Source organism: Kutzneria viridogrisea DSM 43870 (assembly GCF_000525635.1).
Lineage (GTDB): Bacteria > Actinomycetota > Actinomycetes > Mycobacteriales > Pseudonocardiaceae > Kutzneria > Kutzneria viridogrisea.
On record NZ_CP007155.1, the window covers coordinates 9,141,055 to 9,155,445 of the forward strand.

Below are 14,391 nucleotides of genomic sequence, written 5' to 3' on the forward strand. Positions count from 1 at the left end.
AGGATCCGTTGCTCATGTAGGCGGCGGCTTTTCCACCTCACCGGGAGTGTCGGATGCTCACCCTGACGATCGTCTCCAGCATCGTGTTCATCGGTGCGCTCGTGTGGCGCCCCCGGCGAGGGGCCCACGCGGGCGGCGGCCCCGAGGGCACGCACACCGTGTCCCACCTGATCGACACCATCGAGCTCGAACTGGAGCCGACCGGCCGTCACACCAAGCGGCGGTCGGTGGCCCAGCGGGAGAGTTCGTACCGGTTCGACAGCTGAGTCTTGCGCAGCACGCTGGACACGTGGGTCTCCACGGTCTTCACCGAGATGAACAGCTCCGAGGCGATCTCCTTGTACGCGTAGCCCCTGGCCAGCAGGCGCAGCACGTCCCGCTCGCGCGGGGTCAGCAGGTCCAGCTCGGGGTCGCTGATCGGGGCGGCACCCGGCCGGTCGGAGAAGGCGTCCAGCACGAACCCGGCCAGCCTCGGGGAGAACACCGCGTCCCCCTCCGACACCCTGCGCACGGCCTTGACCAGCTCCTGGCTGGAGATCGTCTTCGTGACGTAGCCCCGGGCACCGGCCCGGATCACCGCGATCACGTCCTCGGCGGCGTCGGACACCGACAGCGCGAGGAAGACCACCGACGGGTGCGTTGGCCGGACCCTGCGCAGCACCTCGGCGCCGCCCCCGTCGGGCATGTGCACGTCGAGCAGCACCACGTCGGGCTGGTGATGCCCAATGCCCGCCACGGCCTCGCCAACCGAGCCCGCCTCACCCACCACCTGGACCTGGTCCTGCGCAAGGGACTCCAACTCGGCACGCACCCCGGCCCGGAACAGCCCGTGGTCGTCGACCAGGAACACCCGGACCGGACCCGTCGGCGCCTGCGCGGCACCACTGTCGGTCGTCACGTCCTGCTCTCCTTCCTCCGGGGCATCGACAGCTGCACCTCGGCGCCCTCACCGGGCGCGGTGCGCAGCGTCACCCGCCCGCCGTTGCGTTCCATTCTGCCGTGTATCGAGTCGGCCAGCCCATGCCTGTCCGCGGAGACCTGCGCCGGGTCGAAGCCCTTGCCCCGGTCGCGCACGAAAACCGTGACCTCCTCCGGCTCCACCTCCACGTACACGCTGACCTCACCCTCGCCCGAGTGCTTCGCCGAGTTGACGATCGCCTCGCGGGCGGCCTGCACCAGGGCGGTCAGCGGTTCGTCCAGCTGGCAGTCGCCGACCACCACGTGCTGCACGGCCACCGCGAACGTGTCCTCCACCTCGCCGCAGGCCCTGGCCACCGCCGCCGACATCGTGGCGCTGGGCGCCTCACCGTGCGCCGGGTCGCTCGGGTCGGTGACCGGGCGGTCTCCCCCGCCGTACCCGCTGGGCCCGTACAGCCAGCTGCGCAGCTGCCGCTCCTGCCCGCGGGCAAGGCGCACGACCTCACGCGGGTTCTCCGCCTGCTTCTGGATCAGCGCCAGGGTCTGCAGCACCGAGTCGTGCAGGTGGGCCGCGATCTCCTCGCGCTCCCTGGTACGCACGCTGGCCCTGCGCTGCTCGTCCAGCTCGCGGATCAGCCGCAGCCACCACGGGATGGTGATCACCGCGACCCCGATCAGGGTGGCCGCCACCGCGAGCAGCACCCCGGGCAGCTGGTCGAGGGTGACGTTCTGGACCAGGAACAGGGTCATGCCGCCGCAGAGCAGCACCACGCCCGCGACGACCCGGACCACCATCGTCCTGGTGACCCCGCCGACGACCTCGCTCACCCCGGTGCGGGCCCCGTCCCGCCAGCGGCGGCGCTGCACCTCGTCGGCCTCGCGCCACACCAGCGCGGCGCCGCCCAGACCGGTCACCAGCGGCACCACGTACCAGCCACCGGCGAACCCGCTGAGCGCGGTCACGGCGGCGAACAGGCCGATACCGACCGCGGCGAGGCCCAGCGCCTGCTGCCGCTCCCTGGCGGGCAGCGGTGCGGCGTTGGCGTCCTCCGGCTCCTGCCTGGCGAAGACCCACAACAGGCCGTACGCCAGCATGCCCGCACCGCCCAGACCGGCCAGCGCGGCGAAGGCGACGCGCACCCACAGCACCTCGACGCCGAGGTGCTGGGCCACGCCGCTGGCGACACCGGACACCACCCGCCGGGACCTGCTGCGCTGCAAACTCCCCGCGAGCAGGCCGGCGGCCCAGTCCTGATCGGCCGGTGCGGCGGTCTCACCCTCGGCTACCTGCGAACTCACCCCTGAATCGTCACACGTGCGCGGGCGCCGGTCATCAGGGAAGCGCCCCCACCCCGCGCTGGGGTGGCTGGGGGACGGTCTCAGGGGACTCCCGGATGCACCGGGAGGGCCGCGACCAGCATGCTTTGTGCTGTGAACGGGACGAAGGGCCAGGCGATCAACGTCGAGGAACTGCTGAAGGACTTCTGGGCCACCAGGCCGAGGAGGCCCAAGCAGGGCCGGTTGATCGCGGGCGTGGCCACCGGCATCGCGCGGCGCTACGCCGTCGACCCGGTGCTCGTGCGGGTGCTGCTGGTCGTGTCGGCGATCTACGGCGGCGCCGGGGTGCTGCTGTACCTGGCGGGCTGGCTGGTGCTGGCCGAGGAGGACGACGAGGTCTCACCGGCCGAGTCGGTGCTCGGCCGGGGCTCGAGCAGTTCCTCGCGCGGGTTCACCGTGGTGCTGGCCGTGCTCGGCGCCGTGGCGATCTCGTACCTGTTCAACAACCCGTTCGGCGGGTTCAGCGGGTTCTTCGGCCTGCTGGCCCTGCTGGCCGGACTCGTGGTGCTGCACAACGGCAGGGCCCACCTGGGCACGCCGGGCGCACCGACCACGCCCAGGAACTCGACCACCGCTGGAGGAGCGATGACCTCGTCCTCGCAAACGCTCTCGCCGGACTGGGACCCGCTCGGCGCGGCGCCCGGCGGCTGGGACCTGCCCGACCCCTTCGACAGCAAGCCCGCGCCGGCCACCTCGGCCACCGAGCCGCTTGCCCCACCGCCGCCGCCCCCGCCCGCACCGCCGCTGCAACCCACCGGTCCCGGCCACCACTCGCACGTCACCGGCGTGACCTTCGGCCTGGCCCTGGTGACCGGCGCGGTGCTCGCCGCGGTGTCCACCGTGACGCCCTGGCTGACCCCGGGCCACATCGTCGGCATCGTGGCCGGGGTGTTCGGCCTCGGCATGGTCGTCGGCGCGTTCACCAGGGGCGGCCGGGGGCTGATCGCGCCGACCATCGTGTCCGCGCTGGCCGCCTTCGTGCTGACCTCGGCGCCCTCACACGGCGGGGCCGGTGTCGGCTCGATCAACGAGACGCCCACCGGGAACGTGGCCTCGGCCTACACCGTGTCGGTCGGCGACGTGCGGCTGGACCTGACCAAGGTGCCGCTGAGCAAGGACAAGCCGATCACCACCTCGGTGAACGTGGACGTCGGCGACGCGAGGGTCGTCGTGCCGCACGACGCCGACGTGGAACTGACCTGCGGGGTGCGGCTGGGCAGCGCGCGGTGCCTGGACTTCCACAAGAACGGCTCGAACGTCAGCAGGCAGCTGACCAGCAAGGCAGACAGCGGGCAGTCCGCGGGCACCATCCGGCTGACCGTGAACAACGGACTGGGAGATGTGGTGGTCAGCCGTGGCTGAGTACGGCAACCGGGGAGGGCCGAGGGTCTTCACCCTGCTGATCGGGCTGGTGGGTCTGCTCGGCTGCGGCTACGCGCTGACCGACGGGGCCGTGGAGCGCCTGCCCTTCGGGCCGACCGGGCTGCTCGCGGGGGCCGCGCTGCTGGTGGGCGTGCTCATCCTGGCGTGGACGGTGCGACCCGGCAGCCGGGGCCGCTGACCGGTGTCGTGAAAGTGCCGTATGCGACATCTGATGTCGCATACGGCACTTTCATGTCATGACCCGGTGGATCACTCCCACTCGATGGTGCCCGGCGGCTTGCTCGTCACGTCCAGCACCACGCGGTTGACCTCGCTCACCTCGTTGGTGATGCGGGTGGAGATCCGCTCCAGCACGTCGTAGGGCAGCCGGGTCCAGTCGGCGGTCATCGCGTCCTCGCTGGAGACCGGGCGCAGCACCACCGGGTGACCGTAGGTGCGGCCGTCGCCCTGCACACCGACACTGCGCACGTCGGCGAGCAGCACCACGGGGCACTGCCAGATGTCGCGGTCCAGCCCTGCGGAGGTCAGCTCCTCGCGGGCGATCGCGTCGGCCGAGCGCAGGATCTCCAGCCGCTCGGCGGTCACCTCGCCGATGATCCGGATGCCCAGGCCGGGGCCGGGGAAGGGCTGGCGCTGCACGATGGTCTCCGGCAGGCCCAGCTCGGTGCCCACCCGGCGCACCTCGTCCTTGAACAGCGCGCGCAGCGGCTCGACCAGCGCGAACTGCAGGTCCTCCGGCAGGCCGCCCACGTTGTGGTGGCTCTTGATGTTGGCCGCGCCCGTGCCGCCGCCGGACTCCACCACGTCGGGGTACAGCGTGCCCTGCACCAGGAAGTCGTAGCGCTCGCCCTCGGCGCCCGCCTTGTCCTGCAGGTCCTGCGCGGCCTGCTCGAACACCCGGATGAACTCCCGGCCGATGATCTTGCGCTTCTGCTCGGGGTCGGTCACCCCGGCCAGCGCGCCCAGGAAGCGCTCGCGGGCGTCCACCGTCACCAGGTTGACCCCGGTCGCGGCCACGAAGTCCCGCTCCACCTGCGCCCGCTCCCCGGCCCGCAGCAGGCCGTGGTCCACGAACACGCAGGTCAGCCGGTCGCCGATGGCACGCTGCACGAGGGCCGCCGCCACCGCGGAGTCCACGCCGCCGGACAGGCCGCAGATCGCCCGCCCGGTGCCGACCTGCTCGCGGATCCTGGTCACCTGCTCGTCCACGATGGAGGCGGTGGTCCACTGTGGACGGATGCCCGCGATGTCGTGCAGGAAGCGCCGCAGCACCTCCTGGCCGTGCGGGGAGTGGCCCACCTCCGGGTGGTACTGCACCCCGGCGAAGCGGCGCCGCACGTGCTCGAAGGCCGCCACCGGGGCGCCCTCGCTGCTGGCCGTCACCGCGAAGCCCTCCGGCGCCGCCGTGACGCTGTCCCCGTGGCTCATCCACACCGGGTGGTGCCCGGGCAGCTCCTGGTGCAGCACCCCGCCCTCGCTGGACACGCCCAGCTCGGTGCGGCCGTACTCGCGGGCACCGGTGTGCGAGACGGTGCCGCCCAGGGCCTGGGCCATCGCCTGGAAGCCGTAGCAGATGCCGAACACCGGCACGCCCTGCTCGAACAGCGCCGGATCCACCTGCGGGGCGTCCTCGGCGTACACACTGGACGGGCCGCCGGAGAGCACGATCGCGGCCGGGTCGCGGGCGATCAGCTCGGCCACGGTCGCGGTGTGCGGCACCACCTCGGAGTACACCTGGGCCTCACGCACCCGCCGGGCGATCAGCTGGGCGTACTGGGCACCGAAGTCGACGACGAGCACGGGTCGGCTCATGCGGACACCTCGCTGGCGCTCGGCGTCCCCGGGAGCCGGAGCACTGTGTCCATTGATGAGCTCGCGAGCTCGCTCATGCGGTGTTCCTCCTGGACGAACGGGGCTAGGGGCCAATTGTCCCAGGTGACGCCCGTCTCGCCGGGGGCGGGCTGCTCCACCGGGCTCACGTGGCCGCGATCAGCGCCGAACCGACTTGGACACTGTGTCCCTGACGCATGGTCATCTTGTACTGAATGGCATCCAGCGTGACCTGCTGTAGTGGGCCTACGGTGGTACACATGGACGACGCGATCGAGGCCAAGCCCCGCCCCTGCTGGATCGCAGGCACCGCCGAGGAAGGCCCCACCGAGCTGGTGGTCCGCCACCCCTACGACGGCACCGAGGTGGCCACCATCGCCGTGCCCGGCCCCGATCAGGTCGAGCGCGCGGTGGCCGCGGCTGCCGCCGTCGCACCGAGCTTCCGCAGCTCGCCCGCGCACCTGCGGGCCGCCGCGCTGATGCACGTGAGCGAGCAGCTCGCCGCCCGGCACGAGGAGATCTCGGAGACGATCACCGCCGAGAACGGCAAGCCGCTGAAGTGGGCCGAGGGCGAGGTGAACCGCGCGATCTCCACGTTCCGCTTCGCCGCCGAGGAGGCACGGCGGTTCACCGGGGAGATGCAGCGGCTGGACACCGACCCCGCCGCCGAGGGCAGGCTCGCGCTGGTGCGCCGGGTGGCCCGGGGCCCCGTGCTGGGCATCGCCCCGTTCAACTTCCCGCTGAACCTGGTGGCGCACAAGGTGGCGCCCGCGATCGCCGTCGGTGCGCCGATCATCATCAAGCCCGCGCCGCGCACCCCGCTGTCCTCGCTGATCCTCGGTGAGCTGCTCGCCGAGACGGATCTGCCCGAGGGCGCGTTCTCCGTGCTGCCGGTCGGCAACGAGGAGACCGTGGCACTGGTGCGCGACGAGCGGCTGCCGGTGGTGTCCTTCACCGGCTCGGGACCGGTCGGCTGGTCCATCATGGACTCGGTGCCGCGCAAGCACGTCGTGCTGGAGCTGGGCGGCAACGCGGCGGCCGTGGTCGCCGCCGACTGGAACTCGCCGGAGGACCTGGACTTCGCCGCCAAGCGCATCGCGCTGTTCGCCAACTACCAGGCCGGGCAGTCCTGCATCGCCGTGCAGCGGGTGATCGTGGATTCCGCTGTGGCACAGGAGTTCCTGCCGCGACTGACCGAGGCCGTGCGGGCACTGCGCACCGGCGACCCGCACGACCCCGAGGTCGAGGTGGGCCCGGTCGTGGACGAGGCGGCGGCGGAGCGGATCGAGTCCTGGGTGGGCGAGGCCGTGAGCGCGGGCGCCGAGGTCCTCGTCGGCGGCACACGCGAGGGCACCAGCGTCGCGCCCACCGTGCTGACCGGGGTGCCCGCGAACGCCAAGGTCTGGTCGGAGGAGGTGTTCGGCCCGGTACTCGCTGTGTCCATTGTGGACGGCACGGATGCCGCACTGGCCGCCGTGAACGAGTCGGCCTACGGCTTGCAGGCCGGGCTGTTCACGCACGACCTGCAACTGGCCTTCCGCGCCTCGGCGGAGCTGGAGGTCGGCGGCCTGATCATCGGTGACGTGCCCTCCTACCGCGCCGACCAGATGCCCTACGGCGGGGTGAAGGGCTCCGGGGTGGGTCGCGAGGGCCTGCGCTCGGCCATGGCCGACTTCACCGAGGAGCGCGTGCTGGTGCTGACCGGGATCAGGTACTAGACCCGGAACCTGGCCTGGAACACCGCGCCGCCGAGCCCCGACCGGCGTGCGGTCCTGAGGCCTCAGGCCTTGGTCAGGCCCTGGGCGAAGGCGAACATGCCGTCCGGGTCGTACTTGCGGGCGACCTGGCGCAACCGCGCCAGGTTGCCCGCGTAGTAGGCACCGGCCCAGTCCGGCATGTCCGGGTCGATGTAGTTGACGTACCCGTTGGCGCCGAACAGGTCCCCGAGTTGGCCGCGCACCTCGCCGACGGTCTGGCCCGCGCTGCGCGCCGAGGCCGCGGTGGCGCCCTGGTAGACCTGCGCGGTGGCCAGCGCCGACCGGTAGGGGAAGGCCGTGTCCCCCGCGCCGACCCGGTTCACGGCCCCGCCGAGGCTGTCGATCAGCACGTCCATGCCGGTGCGGCCGCGCATCAGTGAGGCGAGCTGCGCCGGGTCGTCCAATGGTTTGGTCAACACCCGTGAGGTGGCCACGAAGGACTCACGGCCGAGCGCACCGGAACCGCTCCAGCTCGGCTTGCACTGGGCCACCGGCTTGCCCGAGCAGCCGCCGAACCAGAGCATCGCCTCCAGGTACGACTTGCCCTGCACGTAGCGCGAGGTCGGCTGGGCGCCGGTCTTGGCGATCAGGCTGTTCAGCAACGGGGCGAGCCCGCTCGCGGAACCCACGTAGCAGCCGGTGACCCTGCTGGTGGGCGGGGTGCCACCGGACACCGCGAGCGTGGACCAGAGCTCGTCGGGGGCGTCCGCGGTGAACGACTGCCAGCCGCCGAGCACCTCGGCCACCGAGCCGCCCGGGAAGTGCAGCTGGAACACGGTGAGCTGCGGGGCCGGTTCGGTGCTGAACGTGAACGAGGTGACGATGCCCAGGTTGCCGCCTCCGCCGCCGCGCAACGCCCAGTACAGGTCCGGCTCGCTGTCGGCGGAGGCCGTGCGCAGGTGGCCGTCCGGGGTCACCACCTGTGCCGACACCAGCCGGTCGCAGGTGAGGCCGAACTTCCTGGTGAGCACGCCGACCCCGCCGCCGAGGGTGAGCCCGGCGATGCCCACGGTCGGGCAGGACCCGCCGGGCAGGCAGCGCCCCTGGTCGGCCAGCGCGGAGTAGACCTCGATCAGGCGTGCGCCCGCACCGATCACCGCCGTGCCGTCCGCGCGGACCTCGACCCCTTTCATACCACCGAGATCGACCACCAGTCCGTGGTCGGGGGTGGAGTACCCGGCGTAGCTGTGCCCCCCGCTGCGGGCGGCGATCGGGATGCGCGAGGACGCGGCCACACCGACGCAGGCCTGCACGTCCTCCGGCCGCGCGCAGCTGGCCACGGCCGCTGGCGTGCGCGAGTCGAACAGCGGGTTGTAGGCCAGCTTCGCCGTGCCGTACCCCTCGTCCTCGGGCAGGAAGAGCTTGCCCGCCAAGGAGGAGCGCAGCTTCGGCCAGTCCGGCGGGACCGCTGCCGACGAGGTGGTCGGCGGCGGGGTGGTGCCGCTCGATGGCGGGGCGCCCGATCCGCTCGGCGTGCAGGCGGACAACGCCGCCGCGGCGGCCCCGAATCCTGCCGCGTGCAGGAACGTCCGTCGAGTCAGACCCACCCGTCCAGCTTCGCAGCCCTGCCCGCCAACCCCACCAGCAGGTGCCATGAAAGTGCCGTTCCTGGCGTTGAATGCCAGGAACGGCACTTTCATGGCACGGCGCGGCTCAGGACACGATCGGGAGGCGGAGTGCGGCGGGGGCGTCGGCGGGCACGACGGGGTTCCTGGGGGCGACGGGGGCCAGGCGCCGGTAGCCGGAGCCCTGGGCGGGGCGCTGGTCCTCCTCGCCCTTGTTGGGCCACAGGGAGAAGGCCCGCTCGGCCTGGGCGGTGATCGTCAGCGAGGGGTTCACGCCGAGGTTGGCGGAGATGGCCGCACCATCCACAATGGACAGTCCTGGATAGTTGTGCACCCGGTGGTACGGGTCGATCACCCCGTGCTGGGCGTCCTCGCCGATGGCGCAGCCGCCGATGAAGTGGGCGGTCAGCGGGATGTTGAACAGCTCGCCCCAGGTGCCGCCCGCGATACCGCCGATGTGCTCGGCGGCGAGCTGGTTGGCCTTGTGCCCGGCGGGGATGAACGCGGGGTTGGGCTCGCCGTGCCCCTGTTTGGACACGAGTTTGCGGCGCAGCAGCCCGCGCTTGGTGTAGGTCGTGATCGAGTTGTCCAGGCTCTGCATCACGAGCAGGATCACGGTGCGCTCGCTCCAGTTGCGCACCGACAGCAGCCGCAGCGTGGTCAGCGGGTGGCGCACGGCCTCACGCAGGAACTGAAGCCAGCGCGGGGTGCTGGCGGCCCCGTCGGTGGCGAGGGTTTGCAGCAGGCCCATGGCGTTGCTGCCCTTGCCGTACCGGACGGGCTCGATGTGCGTGGTCTCGTCGGGGTGGATGGACGAGGTGATCGCCACGCCCCGGGTGAAGTCGCGCTCGGGGTCCACCGACAGCCGTCCGGCGCCGACGATGGCCTCGGAGTTGGTCCGGGTCAGTTCGCCCAGCTTGGCCGACAGCCCGGGCAGCGCGCCGGTGTCCCGCATCTTGTGCAGCAACTGCTGGGTGCCCCAGGTGCCCGCGGCGAGCACGACCTGGCCCGCACTGATCGAGGACCGGCCGCCGACCTTGGCCCCGGTGCGCCGGGTGCTGACCAGCCAGGTGCCGTCCGGGCGCTGGTTCAGCCCGGTCACCGTGGTCAGCGGCAGCACCTGGGCCCCGGCCTGCTCCGCCAGGTACAGGTAGTTCTTGACCAGCGTGTTCTTGGCGCCGACCCGGCAGCCGGACATGCAGGAGCCGCACTCGGTGCAGCCGGTGCGCCGCGGCCCGGCCCCACCGAAGAACGGGTCCTCCGCGGGCTTGCCCGGCTCGCCGAAGAACACGCCGACCGGGGTGGGGCCGTAGCTGTCTGGCACACCCATGTCCCTGGCGACCTGCTGCATCACCACGTCGGACGGGGTGACCGTGGGGTTGGTGACCACGCCGAGCATGCGGCTGGCCTGGTCGTAGAACGGGGAGAGCTCAGCCTCCCAGTCGGTGATGTGCGCCCACTGCCGGTCGGTGAAGAAGGGCTTGAGCGGCCGGTACAGGGTGTTGGCGTAGACCAGCGAGCCGCCGCCGACCCCGGCACCGGCCAGCACCATGACGTTGCGCAGCGTGTGGATGCGCTGGATGCCGTAGCAGCCAAGTGCGGGCGCCCACAGGTAGCGGCGCAGGTTCCACGAGGTCTTGGCGAACTCGTCGTCGGCGAAGCGGCGGCCCGCCTCGAGGACGGCGACCTTGTAGCCCTTCTCCGTCAGCCGCAGCGCCGCGACACTGCCGCCGAAGCCAGAGCCGACCACCACGACGTCGTAGTCGACGACAGGACACCCGGGTGCGGGTGTCCCGCGGTGCACAGTGCTACCCGTCAGTAGGCCCATTCAGCGAGGGTAAGCGGAACTGGTCAGTTCCACCAGGGATGGACCACCTATTGGAAGTCCTCGCGCAAAACCCCGTACTTGACCATGTCCCGGCGCACTCCGCCGCGCAGCTGGGCCCCGCGCAGCACGCCCTCCCTGCGCAGCCCGGCCTTCTCCAGCGCGCGCTGCTCGGCGAGGTTGTCCACGTCGGTGTCCGCCTCGACCCGGTCCAGCTCCGTGGTGGCGAACAGGTGCTCCACCAGCAGCCGCTGGGCCAGCGTGCCCACACCCCGGCCGCGCGCCGCCGCCACCAGCCCGATGCCGATGTTCCAGGCGTGGCAGGACAGGGTGCGGCCATAGGTCACCGGCAGCCAGTTGACCTTGCCGAGCGGCTCGCCGGTCTCCGCGTCCACCACCAGCAGGCGGTGCACCGGCGGCAGGTACAGCCCGGGACGCGGGTCCTCGTCCGGGTCGTAGGGCCCGTCGGACCCGGCGTTGACCAGGTCCAGGTCCGCCTGGGTCGGTTCCGCCAGGGCCACGCCGTCCCGCGCCGCCACCACGGTGCGGCCGGTGCTCACCCGCGCACCGTGAGGCCGACCTTCTGGAACTCCTTCAGGTCGGAGTAGCCGGACTTGGCCATCGCCCTGCGCAGGGCGCCGAACAGGTTGATCGCGCCGTCCGGGTCGGAGGAGGGCCCGAACAGCAGGGTGCGCAGGTCCACCTCGGCGTCGGGCCCCACGGCCACCCGGCTGCGCGGCACCGAGGGGTGCGCCGCCGCGGCGGTCCAGTACAGGCCCTGGCCGGGCGCCTCGGTCGCGGCCGACAGCGGCTCGCCCAGCATGACGGCGTCCGCCCCGCAGGCCACGGCCTTGGCGATGTCCCCGCTGGTGTGCACCCCGCCGTCGGCGATCACGTGCACGTACCGGCCACCGGTCTCGTCCAGGTAGTCCCGCCGCGCCGCCGCAGCGTCGGCGATGGCGGTGGCCATGGGCACGCCGATGCCCAGCACGCTGTCGGTGGTGGTGACCCCGGTGCTGTGCCCGTAGCCGACGATCACCCCGGCCGCGCCGGTGCGCATCAGGTGCATGGCGGTGCGGTAGTCGCCGACCCCGCCCGCGATCACCGGCACGTCCAGGTCGGCGATGAACTGCTTGAGGTTGATCGGCTCACCGTCGCGGGCCACGTGCTCGGCGGAGATGATCGTGCCCTGCACCACCAGGATCTCCACGCCCGCGGCCAGCAGGTCGGGGGTGAGCTCGGCGGCGCGCTGCGGGCTGACCCGCACCGCGACGGTGACCCCGGAGTCGCGCACCTGCTTGATCGCCGCCGCCAGCAGGTCGGCCTGGATCGGCGCGGCGTGCAGCTCCTGCAGCAGCTTGGTCACCGCCAGCGGGTCGTCGTCCTCGGCCGCCGCCGTGGTGAGGCGGAACAGCGCCTCCTCCACGTCGGCGTGCCTGGCCCACAGGCCCTCCGCGTTGAGCACGCCCAGACCGCCCAGCTCGCCGACCGCCACGGCGGTGCCCGGGGACACCACCGCGTCGGACGGGTGGGTGATCAGCGGGATGTCGAACCGGTAGGCGTCGATCTGCCAGGTGGTCGAGACATCCTTGGACGAGCGCGTCCGACGGGACGGGATGATCTCGATGTCATCCAGTTCGTAGGCGCGGCGCGCGGTACGTCCCATCCCGATTTCGACCAGATCCCGCACGTGCCGTCCCTTCCCTGGAGCTGAACAAACCGGACGAGCGTAGCCCGACTAACGGGTGGTGTAGTTCGGTGCCTCGACGGTCATCGCGACGTCGTGCGGGTGGCTCTCCTTGAGCCCGGCCGCGGTGATCCGCACCAGCTGGGCCCGCTGCAGCTCGGCGATGGTGCGCGAGCCGGTGTAGCCCATGGCCATGCGCAGCCCGCCGACCAGCTGGTAGGCCACCTGGGACAGCGGCCCGCGGAAGGGCACCCGGCCCTCGATGCCCTCGGGCACCAGCTTGTCCTCGCTGAGCACGTCGTCCTGGAAGTAGCGGTCCTTGGAGTAGGACTTGCGCTCCCCGCGCCCGGACATCGCGCCCAGCGAGCCCATGCCCCGGTACACCTTGAACTGCTTGCCGTTGACCAGGATCAGGTCGCCGGGGGCCTCGGCGGTGCCGCCGAACAGGCCGCCGAGCATCACCGAGCTGGCACCGGCGGCGATGGCCTTGGCGATGTCCCCGGAGTACTGGATGCCGCCGTCGCCGATCACCGGCACGCCCGCGGGCCGCGCGGCCTGGTCGGCCTCGTAGATCGCGCTGATCTGCGGCACGCCGACCCCGGCGACCACGCGGGTGGTGCAGATCGAGCCCGGCCCGACGCCCACCTTGATGCCGTCGGCACCGGCGTCCACCAGCGCCTGGGCCGCCGCACGGGTGGCAACGTTGCCGCCGACCACGTCCACGCCCTCGCCCAGTTCCTTCTTCAGCCGGGCGACCATCTCCAGCACCCCGCGTGAGTGGCCGTGCGCGGTGTCCACGATCAGCACGTCCACGCCCGCCTCGGACAGGCTCATGGCGCGGGCGTAGGAGTCCTCGCCGACACCGACCGCGGCACCGCAGATCAGGCGGCCGTCCGGGTCCTTGGTGGCGTCCGGGTACTTCTCGGTCTTCACGAAGTCCTTGACCGTGATCAGCCCGCGCAGCTTGCCGTTGCCGTCCACGATCGGCAGCTTCTCGATCTTGTGGCGGCGCAGCAGGCCCAGCGCGGCGTCGGCCGACACGCCCACCTGCGCGGTGACCAGCGGGCCCTTGGTCATGACCTCGCTGACCGGGCGGTTGTGGTCCACCTCGAAGCGCATGTCCCGGTTGGTGATGATGCCGACCAGCAGGCCGTCCGGGTCGGTCACCGGAACACCGGAGATGCGGAACTTGGCGCAGAGCGCGTCCACCTCGGCCAGCGTGGCCTCCGGGGAGCAGGTCACCGGGTCGGTCACCATGCCCGCCTCGGAGCGCTTGACCACCTCGGCCTGCGCGGTCTGCTGCTCGATGGACAGGTTGCGGTGCAGGATGCCGATGCCGCCCTGGCGGGCCATGGCGATGGCCATGCGCGCCTCGGTCACGGTGTCCATGGCGGCGGAGGCGAGCGGCACCCGCAGCCGGACGTTGCGGGAGAACCGGGTCGACGTGTCCACCCCACTGGGGATGACGTCCGACTCAGCGGGCAGCAGCAGCACGTCGTCGAAGGTCAATCCGAGCATGGCGAACTTGGTCGGGACTTCCTGCGCGACGGTCTCGCTGGTCATCTGGGTGCCTCGGGCCTTCCTATGGCGCGACAAAGGGTGGATTTTCGCAGGCGGGACGCCTCGAACCATGGTATCTGGCGCCGTTTGGGCCGCAGCCCGGTACCGTGCGAGGTCGTGCCGCACGATGCGTTGCCCCCAGACCCCTTCGCGGGCGATCCCGACGACCCCGCGCGGGCGCTGGCTGAGCCCGACGAGGACGAACCCGCGCCCATCGGCGAGGAAGAGCGCACTGAGCTCATCAACGACCTCAGCGACCTGGCCGTGTACCAGGCCCTGCTGGAGCCGCGGGGCATCCGCGGCGTGGTCGTGGACTGCGGCGAGTGCGACGAACCTCACTACCACGACTGGGCGCTGTTGCAGTCAAGCCTGGAACAGCTGCTCCACGACGGGCGCATGCGCCCGCACGAACCCGCCTTCGACCCGGATCCGGCCAGCTACGTCAGCTGGGAGTACTGCCGCGGCTACGCGGACGGGGTGCGGGACCGGGAGAGCGCACGCTGAACTCTTGGCGTCCTCGCGCCGGTC

13 protein-coding genes are annotated in these 14,391 nt (G+C 72.0%); 5 read left to right on the top strand and 8 right to left on the bottom strand.

Annotation, left to right across the window (positions count from 1 at the left end; translation table 11 throughout):
• The first annotated feature begins 53 nt into the window (after nucleotides 1–53).
• A complete protein-coding gene (locus tag KALB_RS39995; protein ID WP_025361300.1) occupies nucleotides 54–266 on the top strand; it encodes a hypothetical protein in 213 nt (70 codons plus the stop codon).
• On the opposite strand, the gene KALB_RS40000 is transcribed toward KALB_RS39995, so the two are convergent.
• Nucleotides 209–898: a response regulator gene (locus tag KALB_RS40000; protein ID WP_025361301.1), complete on the bottom strand. Its 690-nt coding sequence runs from the start codon at nucleotides 896–898 to the stop codon at nucleotides 209–211. The two genes, KALB_RS39995 and KALB_RS40000, sit on opposite strands and share 58 nt — an antisense overlap.
• Entirely contained in the window at nucleotides 895–2,217 is a 1,323-nt protein-coding gene (locus tag KALB_RS40005) for an ATP-binding protein (RefSeq protein WP_025361302.1), read from the bottom strand. Before KALB_RS40005 ends, KALB_RS40000 begins: the two co-directional genes overlap by 4 nt.
• A gap of 132 nt (nucleotides 2,218–2,349) precedes the next feature.
• Here KALB_RS40005 and KALB_RS40010 point away from each other — a divergent pair, with 132 nt between their 5' ends.
• Both KALB_RS40010 and KALB_RS40015 read left to right on the top strand, forming a co-directional pair.
• Entirely contained in the window at nucleotides 2,350–3,618 is a 1,269-nt protein-coding gene (locus KALB_RS40010) for a PspC domain-containing protein (RefSeq protein WP_052360519.1), read from the top strand.
• On the top strand, nucleotides 3,611–3,817 hold the full coding sequence (locus tag KALB_RS40015; protein WP_025361304.1) for a hypothetical protein: 207 nt from the start codon (nucleotides 3,611–3,613) through the stop codon (nucleotides 3,815–3,817). Before KALB_RS40010 ends, KALB_RS40015 begins: the two co-directional genes overlap by 8 nt.
• A 71-nt stretch (nucleotides 3,818–3,888) precedes the next feature.
• On the opposite strand, the gene guaA is transcribed toward KALB_RS40015, so the two are convergent.
• Nucleotides 3,889–5,451 (bottom strand): glutamine-hydrolyzing GMP synthase, encoded by a 1,563-nt coding sequence (gene guaA / locus KALB_RS40020; protein ID WP_025361305.1) that lies wholly within the window; start codon nucleotides 5,449–5,451, stop codon nucleotides 3,889–3,891.
• 278 nt (nucleotides 5,452–5,729) lie between these two features.
• Between guaA and KALB_RS40025 the strand changes: the two genes are divergently transcribed.
• Nucleotides 5,730–7,187, top strand: coding sequence for an aldehyde dehydrogenase family protein (locus tag KALB_RS40025; RefSeq protein ID WP_025361306.1), 1,458 nt, complete (start codon nucleotides 5,730–5,732; stop codon nucleotides 7,185–7,187).
• A 62-nt stretch (nucleotides 7,188–7,249) separates the two neighbouring features.
• Here KALB_RS40025 and KALB_RS40030 read toward each other — a convergent pair whose 3' ends face one another.
• Genes KALB_RS40030 through guaB form a run of 5 tightly spaced genes read right to left on the bottom strand, consistent with a single transcriptional unit; the run spans nucleotide 7,250 to nucleotide 13,866 of the window.
• A complete protein-coding gene (locus KALB_RS40030) occupies nucleotides 7,250–8,821 on the bottom strand; it encodes an FAD-binding oxidoreductase (protein ID WP_081790055.1) in 1,572 nt (523 codons plus the stop codon).
• A 58-nt stretch (nucleotides 8,822–8,879) separates the two neighbouring features.
• Entirely contained in the window at nucleotides 8,880–10,619 is a 1,740-nt protein-coding gene (locus tag KALB_RS40035; RefSeq protein ID WP_081789743.1) for a GMC family oxidoreductase, read from the bottom strand.
• 47 nt (nucleotides 10,620–10,666) lie between these two features.
• Nucleotides 10,667–11,176, bottom strand: a complete 510-nt coding sequence (locus KALB_RS40040; RefSeq protein ID WP_025361309.1) for a GNAT family N-acetyltransferase — start codon at nucleotides 11,174–11,176, stop codon at nucleotides 10,667–10,669.
• A complete protein-coding gene (locus tag KALB_RS40045; protein WP_025361310.1) occupies nucleotides 11,173–12,306 on the bottom strand; it encodes a GuaB3 family IMP dehydrogenase-related protein in 1,134 nt (377 codons plus the stop codon). Before KALB_RS40045 ends, KALB_RS40040 begins: the two co-directional genes overlap by 4 nt.
• A 48-nt stretch (nucleotides 12,307–12,354) precedes the next feature.
• Nucleotides 12,355–13,866, bottom strand: a complete 1,512-nt coding sequence (gene guaB / locus KALB_RS40050; RefSeq protein ID WP_025361311.1) for an IMP dehydrogenase — start codon at nucleotides 13,864–13,866, stop codon at nucleotides 12,355–12,357.
• A 114-nt stretch (nucleotides 13,867–13,980) separates the two neighbouring features.
• Here guaB and KALB_RS40055 point away from each other — a divergent pair, with 114 nt between their 5' ends.
• A complete protein-coding gene (locus tag KALB_RS40055; RefSeq protein WP_025361312.1) occupies nucleotides 13,981–14,367 on the top strand; it encodes a DUF5319 domain-containing protein in 387 nt (128 codons plus the stop codon).
• The last annotated feature ends 24 nt before the right edge of the window (nucleotides 14,368–14,391 follow it).

Coding starts and splice junctions, on each gene's coding strand:
- guaB (WP_025361311.1), bottom strand. CDS start 13,866: ATGACCAGCGAGACCGTCGCGCAGGAAGTCCCGACCAAGTTCGCCATG.
- KALB_RS39995 (WP_025361300.1), top strand. CDS start 54: ATGCTCACCCTGACGATCGTCTCCAGCATCGTGTTCATCGGTGCGCTC.
- KALB_RS40025 (WP_025361306.1), top strand. CDS start 5,730: ATGGACGACGCGATCGAGGCCAAGCCCCGCCCCTGCTGGATCGCAGGC.
- KALB_RS40035 (WP_081789743.1), bottom strand. CDS start 10,619: ATGGGCCTACTGACGGGTAGCACTGTGCACCGCGGGACACCCGCACCC.
- guaA (WP_025361305.1), bottom strand. CDS start 5,451: ATGAGCCGACCCGTGCTCGTCGTCGACTTCGGTGCCCAGTACGCCCAG.
- KALB_RS40030 (WP_081790055.1), bottom strand. CDS start 8,821: ATGGCACCTGCTGGTGGGGTTGGCGGGCAGGGCTGCGAAGCTGGACGG.